Origin of the sequence: Burkholderia sp. BDU5 (assembly GCF_001522845.1) — a bacterium.
Classification (GTDB): domain Bacteria; phylum Pseudomonadota; class Gammaproteobacteria; order Burkholderiales; family Burkholderiaceae; genus Burkholderia; species Burkholderia mayonis.
The window spans coordinates 1-16,331 of sequence record NZ_LOWC01000145.1 but is presented as its reverse complement, the minus strand read 5'-3'; the positions used below and the strand labels follow the sequence as shown (position 1 = coordinate 16,331).

Here is a 16,331-nt window from a genome sequence, read left to right as displayed (position 1 = left end):
GTCATTGACTCGCCCGAAGATCGCTAGGCAAGCGGCGTGCCAGCAAGCCGAAAACGAGATGCGGCGCGGCATTGCGCCGACGTGCACGGTTTTCGCGCCGCGCGCCGACGATGCGCGGTGAGGCAGTGAAGCACAGATCTGGTGCGATGCAGCACTGTCCGCGTGCGACATGTCGGCGCGGGGGCGGGTGCGGCGGCGGGTTTTGGGCCGCGCGCCGCGCGTCGGCGGCGAGGCCGCGCGATCGATGGCGCGCGCGTCGTGCGGCGCGTGTGCCGACGCTTGCGCCACGGCTTCGCCCGCGCCGGCGAGGCGGCACCCGCGCGCCGACGCCGGTCTGAGCGCTCGCGCATCGCGCGCGACGCCTGCTCGCCCGCAACGCGCGCGAGCACGATCGCGCCATCTTCGCGCCATCTTCGCGCCGCTTCGGCGCGTGCGCGCCCGCCGCTGGCCCGGATATTGCTGGATGTGAAGCGTCATCGGCAACGACGCCGGTGCAGGATCGCGCAGCATCTCCGGATCGTCCGCCGACGGACGGTCCACTTGGACAACGGTGTCCTACGCATCCGGCCGCTTCGCCGACCGCGTGCGCAGGACGCCGTTCTTTTTTTGGCGAAGCGCATTCGCCGCAGACGCGCCGCCCGGGCGGCATGGGGAGACGAAGATGAACACGATGGGCAAAGTCACGCTGCTCGGCGCCGGCCCCGGCGATCTGGACCTTCTGACGCTCAAGGCCGCGAAGGCGCTCGCGGCCGCCGACGTGCTGCTGCTCGACGATCTCGTCAATCCGGACATCGCCGCGCTCGCGCCGCGCGCGCGCGTGATCCGCGTCGGCAAGCGCGGCGGCTGCCGGTCGACGCCGCAGGCGTTCATCGAGCGGCTGATGTGCCGCCACGCGCTGCGCGGCGCGCACGTCGTGCGCGCCAAGGGCGGCGACGTGCTGCTGTTCGGCCGCGCCGGCGAAGAGATCGCTGCGTTGCGCGCGGCGGGCGTGCAGTATGAGATCGTCAACGGGATCTCGTCGGGCTTCGCGGCCGCGGCGAGCCTCGGCGTGTCGCTCACGCATCGCGATCACTGCCAGGGCGTGACGTTCGTCACCGCGCACCTGCAGGATCACGGCGAGCCCGACTGGGCGAGCCTCGCCGCGGCCGGCACGACGCTCGCGATCTACATGGGAATGAGCCGCATCGACCGGATCGCCGCGGGGCTGCGCTCGGCGCTCGACGCCGCGACGCCCGCCGCCGTCGTCCAGTGGGCGGGCACGCCGGCCGAGCGGCGCTGGACCGGCACGCTCGGGCATCTCGCGTCCGGCGCAGCCGAAGCGGGGCTCGGCAGCCCGGCCGTGATCTTCGTCGGCCGCGCGATCGGCGAAGCGCTCGCGATCGACGGCGCGCACGCGACGCTGCATGCGAATGCGCGCGCGCTTTCGGGCGATGCGCACGCCGCGTTGCACGCGGCCGATCGCCGCCGAATCCCGCACGCGGCCTGAGCGGCGCGAGCGGCGCATGCCGGCGCTTGCCCGCCGCGTCCGCGCGCATATGGTAAAAAAACGCATGGGCGAGCGCCGCCGCGACGCGCCCGCCTCTTCCGCCTGACACATGGGATCGACCGACCAATCCTCCAAGCTGCGCGTGCTGCTCGTCACCGACACCGACAAGCCGATCGGCGAGCTGCGCGACACGCTCGCGCGCCTCGGCTACGAGATGCTCGACGAGGTCGCGACGCCCGCGCGGCTGCCCGCGGCCGTCGAGGAGCAGCGGCCGGACGTCGTGATCATCGACACCGAATCGCCGTCGCGCGACACGCTCGAGCAGCTCGCGGTGATGAACGCGACCGCGCCGCGCCCCGTGCTGATGTTCAGCCACGACGCCGACCAGCAGCTGATCCGCGCGGCGGTCGGCGCGGGCGTGAGCGCGTATCTGATCGAGGGTCTGTCCGCCGGGCGGCTCGCGCCGATCCTCGAAGTCGCGCTCGCGCGCTTCTCGCACGACGAGCAGTTGCGCCAGCGGCTCGCCGAAGTCGAGAGCGAGCTCGCCGACCGCAAGCTGATCGACCGCGCGAAGCGCATGCTGATGGACCGCCGCAAGCTGTCCGAACAGGACGCGTACGCGACGCTGCGCCGCAGCGCGATGGATCAGGGCATCCGGATCGTCGAGGCCGCCCGCCGGCTGCTCGCGGCGCACACGCAATCTTGATCGAAGGTGCAATACGCATGAACACAGCGCGCATCAATACAGCGACTCTCGACGCACCGGAACGCCGCCATCTGCGCATCGGCTTCGTCGCGCTGAGCGACGCCGCGCCGCTCGTCGCCGCGCAGCGGCTCGGGCTCGGCGAACGCCATGGCCTCACGCTCGAGCTGTGCCGGCAGCCGTCGTGGGCGAGCATCCGCGACAAGCTGCTGTCGGGCGAGCTCGACGCCGCGCACGCGCTGCATGGGCTCGTCTACGGCGTGCAGCTCGGCATCGGCGGGCCGCGCGCCGACATGGCGGTGCTGATGGTGCTGAACCGCAACGGCCAGGCGATCACGTTCTCGAGCCGGCTCGCCGACGCCTACCGCGCGTCGGGCGACCTGAAGGCCGCGCTCGCGACGCTCGGCCGGCGCCCCGTGTTCGCGCAGACGTTCCCGACCGGCACGCACGCGATGTGGCTGTATCACTGGCTCGCGGCGCGCGGCGTCGATCCGCTGCGCGACATCCGCAGCGTCGTGATTCCGCCGCCGGAGATGGTCGGCGCGCTCGCGGCAGGCGAGCTCGACGGGCTATGCGTCGGCGAGCCGTGGAACGCGGTCGCCGAGGCGCGCGGCGCGGGCAGGACGGTCGCGGCGACAAGCGAAGTCTGGCCCGATCATCCGGAAAAGGCGCTCGCGTGCCGGCGCGAGTTCGTCGCGCTGTATCCGAACACAGCGCGCCTGCTGGTGCGCACGTTGCTCGATGCGTGCGAATGGCTCGACGACTCGAACCACCGGGTGACGGCGGCCGCATGGCTGGCCGAGCCGGACGCGATCGGCGTGCCGGTCGGGCAGATTGCGCCGCGGCTGCTCGGCGACTACGGCGCAGGGCCGTTTGCGCAGCCGCCTGCGCCGATCAAGTTCCACGAGCACGGAACGGTGAATCGGCCGGCCGCGAGCGATGGGATGTGGTTCCTGTCACAGTACCGGCGCTGGGGGATGATGAGCGGGGACGTCGACGATGCGGCGGTGGCGGGCGGCATCGCGCAGACGGCGATCTATGACGAGGCGGCGGCGCTGGCGGGGGCGAAGCGCGTCGATTGACGCGCGGCTGTCGTCACGCGACCGATCGCACGATCACGCGACGGTTGCCCGGCGGCGCGCGCGAACCGATCGCCATGTCGACGATTCGCGCGCGCATCGAGGCGCGTCGCGAAGGGCCCTCGGCCCCTCGCGACGGCTCGGCCGTTCAGCCGTCCTCGCTCGTGCCGCAAGCGACCTTCGACGCGCTGATGCGCGGACTCCACGCCCAGGTGGCGTAAGCGCGGACAGCCAACCGGCGGCTTGGCGGGTGCAGGCGGGGCCTTCCCGTTAAAATCCCGCACTTTCCACCTGGACCGGCCCTTCCGCCATGCAACCCGCCCCCCTCGCCCAACCCGCTTCCCGCAGCGCCGACGACGCCGAATCCGCCCACGATCTCGTCTACGGCCCCGACGACCGGCCTGCCCCGATGGTCGCCATCGTCGCCGCCCTGCAACACTTGCTGGCGATCCTGGTGCCGATCGTCACGCCGGGCCTGCTGATCTGCCAGGCCTTGGGCGTGCCCAGTCGCGATACGACGCTGATCGTGTCGATGTCGCTGGTGATCTCAGGCATCGCGACGTTCGTCCAGTGCAGGCGCTTCGGCCCGCTGGGCGCCGGCCTGCTCATCGTCCAGGGCACCAGCTTCAACTTCGTCGGCCCGCTCATCGCCGGCGGCAGCCTGATGGTCAAGCAGGGCACGCCGGTCGAAACCGTGATGGCCGCGATCTTCGGCGTCGTCATCGCCGGCTCCTTCGTCGAGATGGGCGTTTCCCGCATCCTGCCCTTCGTCAAACGCCTCATCACCCCGCTCGTCACCGGCATCGTGGTCCTGCTGATCGGCCTCACCCTCATCAAGGTCGGCCTCATCAGCATGGGCGGCGGCTACAGCGCCATGTCCAAGGGCAGCTTCGCCAGCGCAGAAAACCTGACCCTCTCCGGCCTCGTCTTGGGCACCATCATCCTGCTCAACCGGGTGCCCGTCGTCTGGGTGCGCAGCACCGCGCTCGTCATCGCGCTCGCGATCGGCTATCTCGCGGCCGCCGCCATGGGCCGCCTCGACTTCACCGGCGCGCGCGAAGCCGCGCTGTTCCAGATCCCCACGCCGCTGCACTTCGGCCTGGGCTTCTCATGGACGCTGTTCGTGCCGATGCTGATCATCTACCTGGTTACTTCGCTCGAAGCCATCGGCGACGTCACCGCCACCAGCAAGATCTCCAGGCAGCCTGTCGAAGGCCCGCTGTGGATGCGGCGCATCAAGGGCGGCGTGCTGGTCAACGGAGCCAACTCGCTGCTGGCCGGCGTCTTCAACACCTTCCCCAGTTCCGTCTTCGCCCAGAACAACGGCGTGATCCAGCTCACCGGCATCGCCAGCCGCCATGTGGGCATCTGGATCGCGGGCATGCTCGTCCTGCTGGGCCTGTTTCCCTCCGTCGCAGGCGTCCTGCAAGCGGTGCCCGAGCCCGTGCTGGGCGGCGCCGCGATGGTGATGTTCGGCGCGGTGGCCGCTTCCGGCATCAACATCCTCGCCGGCATCCGGCTCGACCGCCGCGCACTGCTGATCATCGCCGTCTCCCTGGCGCTCGGCCTCGGCGTGTCCCAAGTGCCGGAGATCCTGACCAGCCTGCCGCACGCGCTCAAGAGCGTGCTGGAATCGGGCGTCGCCACGGGCGGCATCTGCGCGCTCGTGATGAACTGGTTCCTGCCGGAGAAGCAATGAAGCGCCGACGGGGCCGCCCGGCCAAAAAATGCCTGGCCGCGCTGTCGCATCGAACGGCCCGGATAAGCGAACGCCGCCGGTCCGTCTCGCTTGTCACGACGAGCGCCCGACACCTGGACGCGACGGGTAGCGGACAGGTGGCCAGATTGCATCGCAAGAATGTAGCCAACCATTGAAATATCGATACTCGCTAAAAGCAATCAGAGCAGTACGACATCCTCACGGAAACAGGAAGCCTCTTTTCGCGAATCGAGAGCGGACGACCCGATCGATTATTGAATCAGGATTATCAATTCAATTCTTCTCCGAGCCATTAACAAGAAGTCGTATCGACAACGCTCATGGCGATCTGCATTCCCGCCCCAATCGTGTGACGATTGATTTAGCATGCGATGGTGCTGACGTCCCACGCCTACGTGTGGAAGCGAGCGCGCAGCACGCGACGTAGCCGAAGTCCGAACGTTTCCGCCGAGGCGCGATAGGCTCGCGTCGCCCTCGGCCGGCTCGATGCGCATCCATGCGCCGAGCTCCATCCGCATCCCGCCCGGCTCGCGATCGGCGGCCGCAGATCGGCTCCGCCGGCCCGAGCGGCTCCGGCTACGCGCGCCATGCGCGCACGGCAACCGCACGTTGCAGCGTCCGCACGCATTCCGCAGCCGGCACGACAGCGCGAGCATCCGGCCGTCTCGCACAAGGCATCCCGATTGAAGCGTCATTCAGCAGTGCTTTCGCGTGTCCGGCGACGCCCGGTCATCGGACATATCGACACAATTTCACTTGCCCACGAGCAAATGGAGGGGATATGCAGGCGCGTCTCGATACGAGGAAGGTCTTCACCTGTTTGTTTGTATTTTTCATTGCTTTTCTGGCGAGCTGCTCCGATCACGACGACATTTCGGGCGGCGGCGGCGATCCGCCAGCGTCCGCGCTCGCGTTCAGGCTCGACCGCGGCGGGCAGATCAATGCGTTCTACCGGCAGGACAAGATCGCCGCACATCTGCTGATGCGCTCGTCGACGAAACCGCGCCTCCTCGTCGTCTTTCCGGCGGGCAACAGCGGCACGGGCCTCTGGTTCGGCGACACGTCGCAGCCCGTCAACTGGAGCCAGGACACGCCGATCGCGCCCGTCATGACGCAGGACGCGGCGGGCCGGCCGCTGTACGGGATCGGCGTCGACGTGTCGGCCGACGTGAACAGCCTGTCGATCAAGCAGGCGCTGCTGAGCTCCGTGCGCTTCCTGCGCGACTACAACGGCGGCGCGACCGTGCCGTCCGACATCGTCGTGCAGCCGTCCGTGTCGGACAACGTCGCGACGTGGCAGCGCAATCGCGTCGACGGCGCGCCGGGCTACGCGTTGCGCGTCACGGTGATCGGCGGCGGCACGGTGGCCGCCGACGGCACCGGCAAGCTCGTGCTGCAATCGCCGTCCGGCGCGCCGACGCTGCGCCTGCGCATCGAGGCGTTTAGCGGCGAGACGCCGCTGCAGCCGATCACGCACACGAATCTGTTCACGTCGGCGGTGAACCCCGATCCGCTGAGCCAGGATGTATTCGAATTCCTGAGCTTCCACGACAAGCTGCTCGCCGGCTCCTGGCAGTACGACACCTACTTCGGCCGCGACACGCTGATCTCGGTGCGGATGCTGATGCCCGTGCTGCAGCCGGACGTGATCGAAGCCGGCCTCGGCTCGGTGCTGAGCCGCCTGTCGCCGGACGGCAAGGTCGCGCACGAGGAAGGCATCGGCGAATTCGCGCTGATCGACAACCTCAAGCACGGCCGCCCGAACGATCCGACGCCGACCTACGACTACAAGATGATCGATGGCGACTACATGCTCGCGCCGATCATGGAAGACTGGCTGATCGAAGATCCGCGCGGCCAGGCGCGCGCCGCCGCGTACCTCGCGCAGGCCGGCAGCGACGGCGTCGCGAACGGCAGCCGCTTCGTCAGCAATCTGGTGCGCGTCGTCCAGACCGCGCAGCCGTTCACGCAGCAGGCGCTCGCGGCGAACCTGATCCGGCTGCGTCCCGGCGAGATCGTCGGCAACTGGCGCGACAGCACCGACGGCATCGGCGGCGGCGTCTATCCGTACGACGTCAACGTCGCGCTCGTGCCGGCCGCGTTGCGCGCGACGAGCAACTTTCTCGCGCGCGGTCTGCTCGATCCGTACCTGAGCGCCGATCAGCGCGCCGTCCTCGCGAACGCGGGCGCCGCGGCAGCCGTTTGGGAGCGCGCCGCCCCGCCGTACTTCCAGGTCGCCGTCACGCCGAACGACGCGCGCGCGAAGCTCGCCGCCTACGCGCCGCAGGCGGGCGTGCCGGCCGGCACGGCGCCGAACGCCGCGCTGCAGTTCGACGCAATCGCGCTCGACGCGCGCGGCTACCCGATCCCGATCATGCACTCGGACGGCGGCTTCGTCTTGCTGTTCGGCAATCCGCCGCCGGACCTGCTCGCCCGCATCGTCACCGACGTGATGCGGCCGTTCCCGGTCGGGCTCGTGACCGACGCCGGCATGCTGATCGCGAATCCGGCCTACGCGGACCCGACGCTGTGGCCGCGCTTCACGAACTCCGCGTATCACGGCACGGTAATCTGGTCGTGGCAGCAGGCAATGTGGGTCGCGGGCCTCGACCGGCAGCTCGCGCGCACCGATTTGCCGGGCGACGTGCGCACGCTGCTCACGCAGGCGCGGCAGCAGATCTGGCAGGTGATCGCGAACGCGAAGGACATGCGCCTGACCGAGATGTGGTCGTGGTCCTACGCGAACGGGCAATACCAGACCGAAGCGTTCGGCACGCGCAGCACCGACGTGACCGAGGCGAACGCCGCGCAATTGTGGAGTACGACGTATCTGGCGATCCGGGATCCGAAGCTGCGGGCGGGCAAGTACTGGTGGGAAGCCCGCGCGGCCGACGGCGTGACGCCGCGGAACGGCTCGACGGAAGCGGCGGCTTCTCGCGGAACGGGCGGCGCGCGCGGCGCGGCTTCGTGATCGGTCGACGCCCTGAAAATCGGATAGTTGGAAGGCGAGTCGAGCGCAGCGACGCATGATGCGAGATCGACTCGCCGCGCCGGTTCGATCGGATCGGCGCGGCGTCGATCCCGACGTCGGCCGGTTCGGCATTCACCGTGGTGCGCGCCGGCGCGCCCGCACGGCCATCGCGCGCCGCGCGCCGCACACCCATCGCCAATCGCTGATCGCCGCCGCCCGGCGCGCTCGCGCTATCGCGACGCGCCGCGCCGGGCCCTCATCGACGAAGCGTCGACCTCGTGCCGACGCTTCCACACGAAAGCGCGGCGTAAAAAGAGAAAAGCCGCGCGAGCGATCGCGCGGCAAAATCCGCCTGCATCCAAGGGCCACCACCAGATGGCGGGCGGCGCACTAGCATCAGCCACTAGTGCCGAACCAACGAAATCGAACCAACGTCAGGGCGACGGCTGCGCCGCCCGGCCGTCCCGGCGGACGCGCTCAGCGCGCCGCCTGATAACGCCGAAAAAACGCCGCTGCGTTCTGTGCGAGCGCATCGAGGTGATAGCCGCCCTCCTGCACGATCAGCGTCGGCAAACGCAACGCGCCGACGATCGCGCCGAGCCGGCCGAAGCCTTCCGTCGTCACCGCGACCTTCGACTGCGGATCGTCCTGGTACACGTCGAAGCCGAGCGCGAACACCAGCACGTCGGGCGCGAAACGCTCGACGATCGCCTTCGCGCGCTCGAGCTGCGCGAAGAACACCGATTCGTCCGAGCCGTGCGGCATCGGCAGATTCACGTTGCAGCCCTCGCCCCGCCCCGTGCCGCGCTCCTCCTCGTAGCCGGCGACGGCCGGATAGAAGTTCGTCGGATCGCCGTGAATCGACACGTACAGTATGTCGTCGCGGTCGTAGAACAGCTCCTGGATGCCCTGACCGTGATGCATGTCGGTATCGAGGATCGCGACGCGCGCGTAGCGGGCGCGCAGCGCCTGCGCGGCGATCGCCGCATTGTTCAGATAGCAGAAGCCGCCTGCGGCCTCGCGGCGCGCATGATGGCCGGGCGGGCGGCAGAGCGCGTATACGTCGCGCACGCCGTCGGCGAGCGCGGCCGCGCCGGCCAGCGCGTCCTGCGCGGACCAGTACGCGGCCCGATACGTGTGCTCGCCGATCGGGCAGCTGCCGTCCGCGAGATAGCGCGCCGCCTGCGCGAGCACGCCGCGCAGCGGATTCGGCTCGCGCACGTAGACGTTCGACATCACCTCGGGCCCCCAGTCCTCCGGGATGCGCAGCCACTCACGGTGCGCGTCGGCGAGAAAGCGCAGATACCGCTCGCCGTGCACCGCCGCAAGCGGCGCCGTGCCGAAGTCCGCGGGTGGGCGCACGTCGAAGCCGAGCGACTTCGCCGCGTCGACGAGCCGCGCGGCCCGTTCGGGCACTTCGTGCGGCGCGCGCATCTTGCCCCGCGACAGATAGGTGAGCGGACTGTGCTTCAACTGGTCCGGATGAAAATAAGTCAGCATGCGGGCTCGGCTCTCCGATCGATCGTCAATGCGGTTGCGACGCGATTTCGGCGGCGTGAGCGTGCGCCGGTTGCTCGTGCACGCCGGCGCGCGCGAGCACCGCGCCGAGCAGCACGTTCGCGCCCGCCGCGACATGCTCGGGCAGCGCGCGCTCGGCCGCGTTGTGCGACAGCCCGTCGACGCACGGGATGAACACCATCGCGGTCGGCACGCAGCGGGCGAGGTGGATCGCGTCGTGCCCCGCGCCGCTCACGATCCGCGCGTGCGTGTAGCCGCAGCGCTGCGCGGCCGTCTCGACGAGCGCGATGCATGCGGGGTCGAACGGCGTCGCGGGACTCGACCAATGCGTGCCGACGTCGACCGTCACGCCGCGGCGTGCGGCGATTTGCGCGCACGCGTCGCGCAGTTCGCGCTCGATCGCGTCGAGCCGCGCATCATCCGGATGACGAAGATCGACGCTGAACACGACACGCTCCGCGATCGTGTTGCGCGACGCGTTCTCGACCGTGCTCTGCCCGATCGTCGCGAGCGCATCCGGCGCGTGGCGCGCGACGAGCGCTTCGAGCGCGAGCGCGATCTCGGCGCTCGCGAACAGCGCGTCCTTCCGATACGGCATCGGCGTCGTGCCCGCGTGCGCGGCGACGCCCGTCACGGTCGCGTCGAGCCAGCGGATCGCCTGCCCGCCCGTCACGACGCCGATCGTCTTGCCGCGCCGCTCGAGCACCGGGCCCTGCTCGATGTGCGCTTCGAAGTATGCGTCGACGCGCTCGCGCAGCATCGCGCGCACCTGCTCCGGATCGCACGACGCATGCTGGCCGCGCGCCCAGGCCGCGCGCAGCGGATCGCGATATCCGCACGCATCGAGCGCGTCGGCCAGCGCGACGCCGTCGGCATCGCGCGCCGCGAGCGCCGCATCCAGCGACATCGCGCCCGAAAACACCGCCGAGCCGAGCATCGCCGGCGTGAAGCGCGCCCCCTCCTCGTTGGTCCACGACACGAGCTCGAGCGGCTTGTCGGTGACGATCCCGCGGTCGTTCAGCGTGCGCACGAGCTCGAGCCCGGCGAGCACGCCGTACGCGCCGTCGAAGCGCCCGCCTTCGGGCTGCGTGTCGAGATGGCTGCCGATCAGCACGGCCGGATGCGCGTCATCCGCACCGGCGCGCCGCGCGAAAAGATTGCCGATCGCATCGACGCGCACCGTCATCCCGGCGTCGCCGCACCATTGCGCGAAGCGCTCGCGGCCGCGCCGATCGGCATCGGTCAGCGCGAGCCGACGCACGCCGCCCCGCGCGGTGCCGCCGATTTGCGCGAGCGCCATCAAACTGTCCCAGAGTCGCATACCGTCGATTTGCCACATCGAAGCCTTCCTCCTTCGCGAATCAGCGCGTGAGCACGGCGTCGGCGACGTCGGCCCGCTGATGCCTGCGCGCGTCGAGCGCGATCACACCGAGCAGCGACAACGCCGCAAGGCACGTATAGAACACCGCGAGCGGCCACCATTGCCCGACGAACCGATGCGCGAGCCACGTGCCGGCGAGGGGCGTCAGGCCGCCCGCGATCGCGCCGCACATCTGGTACGAGATCGAGATCGCCGAATAGCGGACGCGCGTCGGAAACGCGCCGCTCACGAAACCCGCGATCACCGAATAGAAGCCGGCGAGGAACACGGTCGCGAGCGCGATGCCGATCACCATCGGCACGAGGCGTCCCGTCTGCACGAGCATGAACATCGGATACGGCGACGCCATCGCGAAAAGCGCGGCGAGCTTGAGAAACCGCGCGTCGCCGAGCTTGCCGCCGAGCCACGCGGCGATCGGCTGCGACACGAACTGGATGATCGCGACGATGAACAGGCAATCGAGGATCAGCGATTTCGTCACGCCGACGTGCTGCGTCGTGAACGCGATCATGAACGTGTTCGTGAAATACAGCCCGGCGATGCCGATCGTGTTCGCGCAGATGCAGAACAGCACCATCGCGCGCGACGAGCGCAACACCTCGGCGATCGGCCGCGCGACGGTGCGCGCCATCGCCTTCTCGTGAATGAACTCGGGCGACTCGTCGACCTTCAGCCGAACGAACACGCCGACCGCGAGCAGCACGATGCTGGCGAGAAACGGCAGACGCCAGCCCCACGACATGAACGCATCGTGCTCCATCGAGGTGACCGCGCGAAACGCGACGAGCGACAGGATGAGCCCCGCCGGACTGCCGAGCTGCGCGAACGACGCGAAGAACGTGCGCCGCCCGTGCGGCGCGTGCTCGCCCGCCATCAGCACCGCGCCGCCCCACTCGCCGCCGACCGCGACGCCCTGCACGATCCGCAGCAGCACGAGCAGCACGGGCGCGAGCATGCCGACGCGCTCGTAGCTCGGCAAGAGGCCGACGCAGACGGTCGCGACGCCCATCATCACGAGCGTCGTCATCAGCGCCTTCTTGCGCCCGATCCGATCGCCGAGATGGCCGAAGAACAGTCCGCCGACCGGCCGCGCGAAAAAGCCGACCGCGAACGTCGCGAACGACGCCATCGTGCTCGTGAACGGATCGCGCGACGGGAAATACAGCTCGCCGAATACGAGCGCGGCCGCGTTCGCGTAAATGTAGAAGTCGTACCACTCGATCATCGTGCCGACGAATGCGGCGCCGGCCGCGCGGCGCGGCTGGCGCGCCGGCAGGTTCGATGGGATGCCCCGGTCCAATGCGATCTCCTCGCTGAAATGTCCGCCTCGGCCGAACGAATCGGGTTCGGCAAATGGGCGATTTATCGCGCAGCGGGATTAATCGGTCAAATTCTAAGTTATTATCTTAAGAATAAATCCCGCTAATCTAGTTTTACGATGCAAAATCGTTTCCCGGGAGTAAAAATAAGTGTCGAATATTCGAACCCATGTCGCACGCGTGCTGATGGACCGCCTCGATTGGAATCTATTGCGAACGTATCTGGCGATCATGCAGGAGCGCAGCATCAGCCGCGCGGCCGCGCGGCTGCACCTGACGCAGCCGGCCGTGAGCCAGGCGCTCAAGCGGCTCGAGGATTCGCTCGGCCGCACGCTGATCCAGCGGCGCGGCGCGCAGTTCCTGCCGACGCGCGCGGGCGAAGAGGTCTACCGGATCGCAGCCGACATCTACGGCCACATGTCGCGGCTCGACAACGAGCTCGACGACCGCGGCGGCGAACTGACCGGATCGGTGCGCCTGCTGTGCGTGAGCCGCGTCGAATCGCCCGTCTACGACGAGTTTCTCGCCGAATTTCGCCGCACCTATCCGCGCGTCGATCTGCATATCGAAGTCATGCGTTCGGCGGATATTCTTTCTTCTTTATTGCAAAAAACAGCGACTTGCGGGCTCGCATTATGTCGAACGCCGGTCGATAAAATCGAATTACGCAGTTTTTTGCGACAACGCTATGCAATGTTTTGCGGACGTCACCACCGCTTATTCGGTCGGCAGGCGTTGAAAATCGAAGATCTGCTCGCCGAGAATTTCGTTTCGTTCACCAGCGACCAGATCGGCGACGCGCTCGCGCCGCTCACCGTGTTTCGCGATCAGCGCGGCTTCACTGGGCGAATCGTCGCGACGTCGGCGAGTCTCGACGAAATCCGCCGCCTCGTGTTCGCGGGCTATGGAATCGGCTGCCTGCCCGAGCACATCGTGCGCGACGACCTCGCGCGGCAGCGGCTCTGGCGGCTGCCGCCGGAGGAAGGCCTGCTCGATGTCGAGATCTTTCTGATGTGGAACCGCGAGCGCCGGATGAACGCGGCCGAGAACGTGTTCATCGAGGCGTTTCAGTGCTACGTGCAGCGGCATCCGATGGCGGAGCGGCTGGGAATGCTGCATTGAGCGGCTCGTCGCCGGCCGATCGAAGCGGCACATCCGGCTCGCACCGGCCCGCGGCCCACGCGCCACCGGGATGTTCAACACCGCATTGAAACTGAAATCGCGCCCGCCGGCTGTGACGCTCACGCCGGGCGCCGCATCGTCGCCACCGGCGCCGGCCAAGCGCATCCGGAAGGACTGCCGGTGATCACCGACGATCGCCGACGATGACCGCGAATGCCTCGCGCCGCTGACCGGCACAGTGCACCGCGGCGCGCGCCCCCGTTTCGCCCCCGTTTCGCCCCCGTTTCGCCCCCGTTTCGCATCCGTTTCGCGCGACGGCCCGCGCGCCTCTATTCCATGTTGTGGATTCGAACCGACATGAAAGCCATCGCCTTCTGCCAGAATCTCCCGATCGACGCCGACGATTCCCAGTTCAACCCGCCGATCAATCCAATCGCTTTCATCGAGTGTCTCGCGGTGGTGGCGATATGAGCGATGAATCTGGCGAGGCCGCGGCCGACGCGACAGAGACCGTTCCGCCGCCTTGGACTGAGCCGTCGACGGCCGGGGCGCGGCGGGATCTGCTGGGCAGTCCGCGCAGTCGATGGATGGGCGGCGGCGGCAGGCTTGCGGCGCACGGACTGGCCGGCGACTCGTGCAAACCGGCCGCGGACGCGGCGCTCAGGCGTTCAGGCGTTCAGGCGTTCACGTTCGCACGACGCTCGACGATCACCACTTGCGCGCACTGCCGCGCGAAATGACGCGCGGCCGCCAAACCGATTCCCGTGCCGCCGCCGCTGACTACGACTATCCGGCTCATATGTGCGCTCCCGTGTGAACGTGATGAATGCGCCGGCGCGCGCCCGCTACCACCCGGCGGGTGACGAACCGAGCGCGCTCGCCGGATGTGGCCAGCGCACCGGGGCGCCGTCGACCGCCACGGGCGCGCGCACGCGCCGCGCCGGCCCCCAGCTCGTCTCCTCGACCCACTCGGCCAGATCGTCGGGCGTTTCGGGCGCGATCGGCCGCCGGCCCTTCTCCTGCAGTCCATCCGACGCGAGCAGCACCGCCGTTCTCGCGAGCGACGCGCGCGTTCTCGTCCCGACGCCCGTCGCGAGCCGGCGCGCGAGGCCGCGAATCGCGGCGGTCGCGAGGAAATAGCCGACGCCGTGATCGAGCGCCTGGACGGGCAGCGGCACGGGACGCTCGCCGCGTGTTTCGCGCATGCCCGTCTCGACGATGCCGGCGCTCGTCTGCACGAGGCTGTCGAAACCCCTGCGTCCGCGCCACGGCCCGCTCCAGCCATAGGCGTCGAGCGACACGTCGACGAGGCCCGGATTGATCCGGCGCCGCTCGTCGGCGTCGAAGCCGAGCCGCTCAAGCGCGTCGGGCCGGTAGCCGTGGACCATCACGTCGGCCTCGCCGATCAGGCGCCGCAGCAGTGCACACCCCTCTCCGGACTTCAGGTCGACGCGCGCGCAGCGCTTGCCGAGCACGACTTCCGGCACCGTGTTCGGCTCGTCCCAGCCGATCGGATCAATGCGCAGCACCTGCGCGCCGAAGCCCGCAAGAAAGCGCGTGGCGACGGGGCCCGCGAGGATGCGCGTCAGGTCGAGCACGCGCACGCCGTGCAGCGGACGTTCGGCGGGCGCCGACCATGCCGGGCGCTTGCCCTCGACCGCCACGTCGTCGTGAATCAGCAGCGGCTCCGCGCGCACCGCGCGCCCTTGCGGATGACGCGCCCACTCGTCCTGCGTGTGCATCGCGGCCGCGCAACCGCCCTGTGCGATGACGGCGGACTCGAGCGCGTCGCCACGCCACCGCTCGGCCGCGCGCGCGACGGCTGCCTTGTCGAGCGGCGCGCCGAGCACCGCGAGCGCGGCGTCGCGATGATGCGGCGCGTTCGTGTGCAGCCTGATCCAACCGTCGGCGGTACGATAGTCGCCCGCGATCACGTCCCACGGCGGCGGCACTTGCCAGCCGCGCGGACGCAGCGACGCGCCGAACCACAGCGACGCGCGGCGGCGATCCACGTGAACGCCGGGCAGCTTGCCGGTCGCGCGATGCACGAGCTCGGCGACCGCGGCGCTCGCCGCGCCGATCGCGGCCGACGCGAAATCGGTGACTGGAAAAACCGACGGCAGGACGCCCACGCCGCTGAAGCGCAACGTGCGCAGATAGTCGGGATCGCCGTTCGCGGCCCGCCAGATTTCGTGCAGATACGCGGCGGTGCGAGCGCGGCCGGATTGTTCGGATTGCGATAAAGAAGCGAGATCGGACATGGATATTCTCGATTTGTCGATATCGCAGCAAGATTATTGTCGGCAAACTTCGGCTGTCAACGTTGATTCCGACAATCAAGTTATTTTTATTTTATCCGGCCGTATGCTTTTGCATGCTGATTCGAATGAACGCTGTCCGACGGATCGGACCGCGCGCGTCACATGCAAGTGGCTTTCGATTTCCGGCGCGGCACCCGGGTTCCTGTTGCAACGGAGCGCGGTTGGTCGCTTGCCGAGACGAAGCCCGCTCTGCAACGCGGATGATTCGACGCATCGCGTATTTTCAGCCGCGCGATATCGAAACACGTCATGAATTCCGATTCGCGCCATTAGCCGGTATTTTCTAAATAACGAGAAATTCGACGTTGATTTCAAGAATCAAGATTTGAATGCCAATCAGGCGGTTTTATTATTGCCGCTGGACCCGCGGACATCTCGTCGCCATTTCGGCGCACCCACGGCAGAGAAACCGGAAACGTGCGAGCAGGCGTCTTCTGCCTGCACTTCCTGCCATCCGCCACGAAACGGCGTCACGGAGCCTGCCGTCCGCCGAGATGCCCAGATAGATGCCGAGATACGTCCGCGCCCTGCCGCCATTCCGCCGGCGGCGCGACTTCCGCTTGCCATGTCGAACGACGCCGGATCGCCGCGCTCGGCCGCCTTGCGCGAACCGGCGCGCGCTACGCTTCGAACGAAATCCCGCAGACCGCGCCGCCGCCCGCCGCGACCTCCCGCGCCGCTTTCGCCCCTTCGATCTGCAGGATCGTCGGC

The 16,331-nt window shown here is 68.7% G+C and carries 12 protein-coding genes; 8 read left to right on the top strand and 4 right to left on the bottom strand.

Annotated elements, in window-relative coordinates:
- Positions 1-661: 661 nt before the first annotated feature.
- The 6 genes from cobA (at position 662) to WS69_RS22815 (ending at position 7,959) form a co-directional block, all read left to right on the top strand.
- A complete protein-coding gene (gene cobA, locus WS69_RS22835) occupies positions 662-1,486 on the top strand; it encodes a uroporphyrinogen-III C-methyltransferase (RefSeq protein WP_059473071.1) in 825 nt (274 codons plus the stop codon).
- Between the two features lie 109 nt (positions 1,487-1,595).
- A complete protein-coding gene (locus WS69_RS22830; RefSeq protein ID WP_059472955.1) occupies positions 1,596-2,192 on the top strand; it encodes an ANTAR domain-containing response regulator in 597 nt (198 codons plus the stop codon).
- 17 nt (positions 2,193-2,209) lie between these two features.
- Positions 2,210-3,271: a CmpA/NrtA family ABC transporter substrate-binding protein gene (locus WS69_RS22825; RefSeq protein ID WP_059472954.1), complete on the top strand. Its 1,062-nt coding sequence runs from the start codon at positions 2,210-2,212 to the stop codon at positions 3,269-3,271.
- Positions 3,272-3,345: 74 nt separating this feature from the next.
- Positions 3,346-3,489 carry a hypothetical protein gene (locus WS69_RS33690; RefSeq protein WP_156438339.1) on the top strand — a complete coding sequence of 48 codons (144 nt, stop codon included), beginning with the start codon at positions 3,346-3,348 and terminating at the stop codon, positions 3,487-3,489.
- Positions 3,490-3,578: 89 nt separating this feature from the next.
- The gene (locus WS69_RS22820) at positions 3,579-4,967 is read left to right on the top strand and encodes a nucleobase:cation symporter-2 family protein (RefSeq protein ID WP_059472953.1); all 1,389 of its coding nucleotides are present in this window, start codon (positions 3,579-3,581) and stop codon (positions 4,965-4,967) included.
- Between the two features lie 802 nt (positions 4,968-5,769).
- On the top strand, positions 5,770-7,959 hold the full coding sequence (locus WS69_RS22815; RefSeq protein WP_059472952.1) for a hypothetical protein: 2,190 nt from the start codon (positions 5,770-5,772) through the stop codon (positions 7,957-7,959).
- A 477-nt stretch (positions 7,960-8,436) separates the two neighbouring features.
- Here the strand turns inward: WS69_RS22815 and WS69_RS22810 are convergent, their stop codons facing one another.
- The 3 genes from WS69_RS22810 to WS69_RS22800 are packed head-to-tail and all read right to left on the bottom strand — an operon-like array spanning position 8,437 to position 12,158.
- Entirely contained in the window at positions 8,437-9,459 is a 1,023-nt protein-coding gene (locus WS69_RS22810) for a histone deacetylase family protein (protein ID WP_059472951.1), read from the bottom strand.
- Between the two features lie 25 nt (positions 9,460-9,484).
- Positions 9,485-10,816 carry a Zn-dependent hydrolase gene (locus WS69_RS22805; RefSeq protein ID WP_059472950.1) on the bottom strand — a complete coding sequence of 444 codons (1,332 nt, stop codon included), beginning with the start codon at positions 10,814-10,816 and terminating at the stop codon, positions 9,485-9,487.
- Positions 10,817-10,838: 22 nt separating this feature from the next.
- Positions 10,839-12,158: an MFS transporter gene (locus WS69_RS22800; protein ID WP_059472949.1), complete on the bottom strand. Its 1,320-nt coding sequence runs from the start codon at positions 12,156-12,158 to the stop codon at positions 10,839-10,841.
- Between the two features lie 205 nt (positions 12,159-12,363).
- On the opposite strand from WS69_RS22800, the gene WS69_RS22795 reads away from it, so the two are divergent.
- Positions 12,364-13,299 carry a LysR family transcriptional regulator gene (locus WS69_RS22795; protein WP_059472948.1) on the top strand — a complete coding sequence of 312 codons (936 nt, stop codon included), beginning with the start codon at positions 12,364-12,366 and terminating at the stop codon, positions 13,297-13,299.
- An 845-nt stretch (positions 13,300-14,144) separates the two neighbouring features.
- Here WS69_RS22795 and WS69_RS22790 read toward each other — a convergent pair.
- Complete coding sequence (locus WS69_RS22790) at positions 14,145-15,560, bottom strand: CoA transferase (protein WP_059472947.1); 1,416 nt, start codon at positions 15,558-15,560, stop codon at positions 14,145-14,147.
- Here WS69_RS22790 and WS69_RS33685 point away from each other — a divergent pair.
- A complete protein-coding gene (locus WS69_RS33685) occupies positions 15,559-15,873 on the top strand; it encodes a hypothetical protein (RefSeq protein ID WP_156438335.1) in 315 nt (104 codons plus the stop codon). The genes WS69_RS22790 and WS69_RS33685 overlap by 2 nt on opposite strands.
- Positions 15,874-16,331 lie beyond the last annotated feature (458 nt).

Bases quoted from the DNA above. Each gene is read 5' to 3' on its own strand.
- cobA (WP_059473071.1), top strand. From the start codon at position 662: ATGAACACGATGGGCAAAGTCACGCTGCTCGGCGCCGGCCCCGGCGAT.
- WS69_RS22830 (WP_059472955.1), top strand. From the start codon at position 1,596: ATGGGATCGACCGACCAATCCTCCAAGCTGCGCGTGCTGCTCGTCACC.
- WS69_RS22825 (WP_059472954.1), top strand. From the start codon at position 2,210: ATGAACACAGCGCGCATCAATACAGCGACTCTCGACGCACCGGAACGC.
- WS69_RS33690 (WP_156438339.1), top strand. From the start codon at position 3,346: ATGTCGACGATTCGCGCGCGCATCGAGGCGCGTCGCGAAGGGCCCTCG.
- WS69_RS22820 (WP_059472953.1), top strand. From the start codon at position 3,579: ATGCAACCCGCCCCCCTCGCCCAACCCGCTTCCCGCAGCGCCGACGAC.
- WS69_RS22815 (WP_059472952.1), top strand. From the start codon at position 5,770: ATGCAGGCGCGTCTCGATACGAGGAAGGTCTTCACCTGTTTGTTTGTA.
- WS69_RS22810 (WP_059472951.1), bottom strand. From the start codon at position 9,459: ATGCTGACTTATTTTCATCCGGACCAGTTGAAGCACAGTCCGCTCACC.
- WS69_RS22805 (WP_059472950.1), bottom strand. From the start codon at position 10,816: ATGTGGCAAATCGACGGTATGCGACTCTGGGACAGTTTGATGGCGCTC.
- WS69_RS22795 (WP_059472948.1), top strand. From the start codon at position 12,364: ATGGACCGCCTCGATTGGAATCTATTGCGAACGTATCTGGCGATCATG.
- WS69_RS33685 (WP_156438335.1), top strand. From the start codon at position 15,559: ATGGATATTCTCGATTTGTCGATATCGCAGCAAGATTATTGTCGGCAA.
- WS69_RS22790 (WP_059472947.1), bottom strand. From the start codon at position 15,560: ATGTCCGATCTCGCTTCTTTATCGCAATCCGAACAATCCGGCCGCGCT.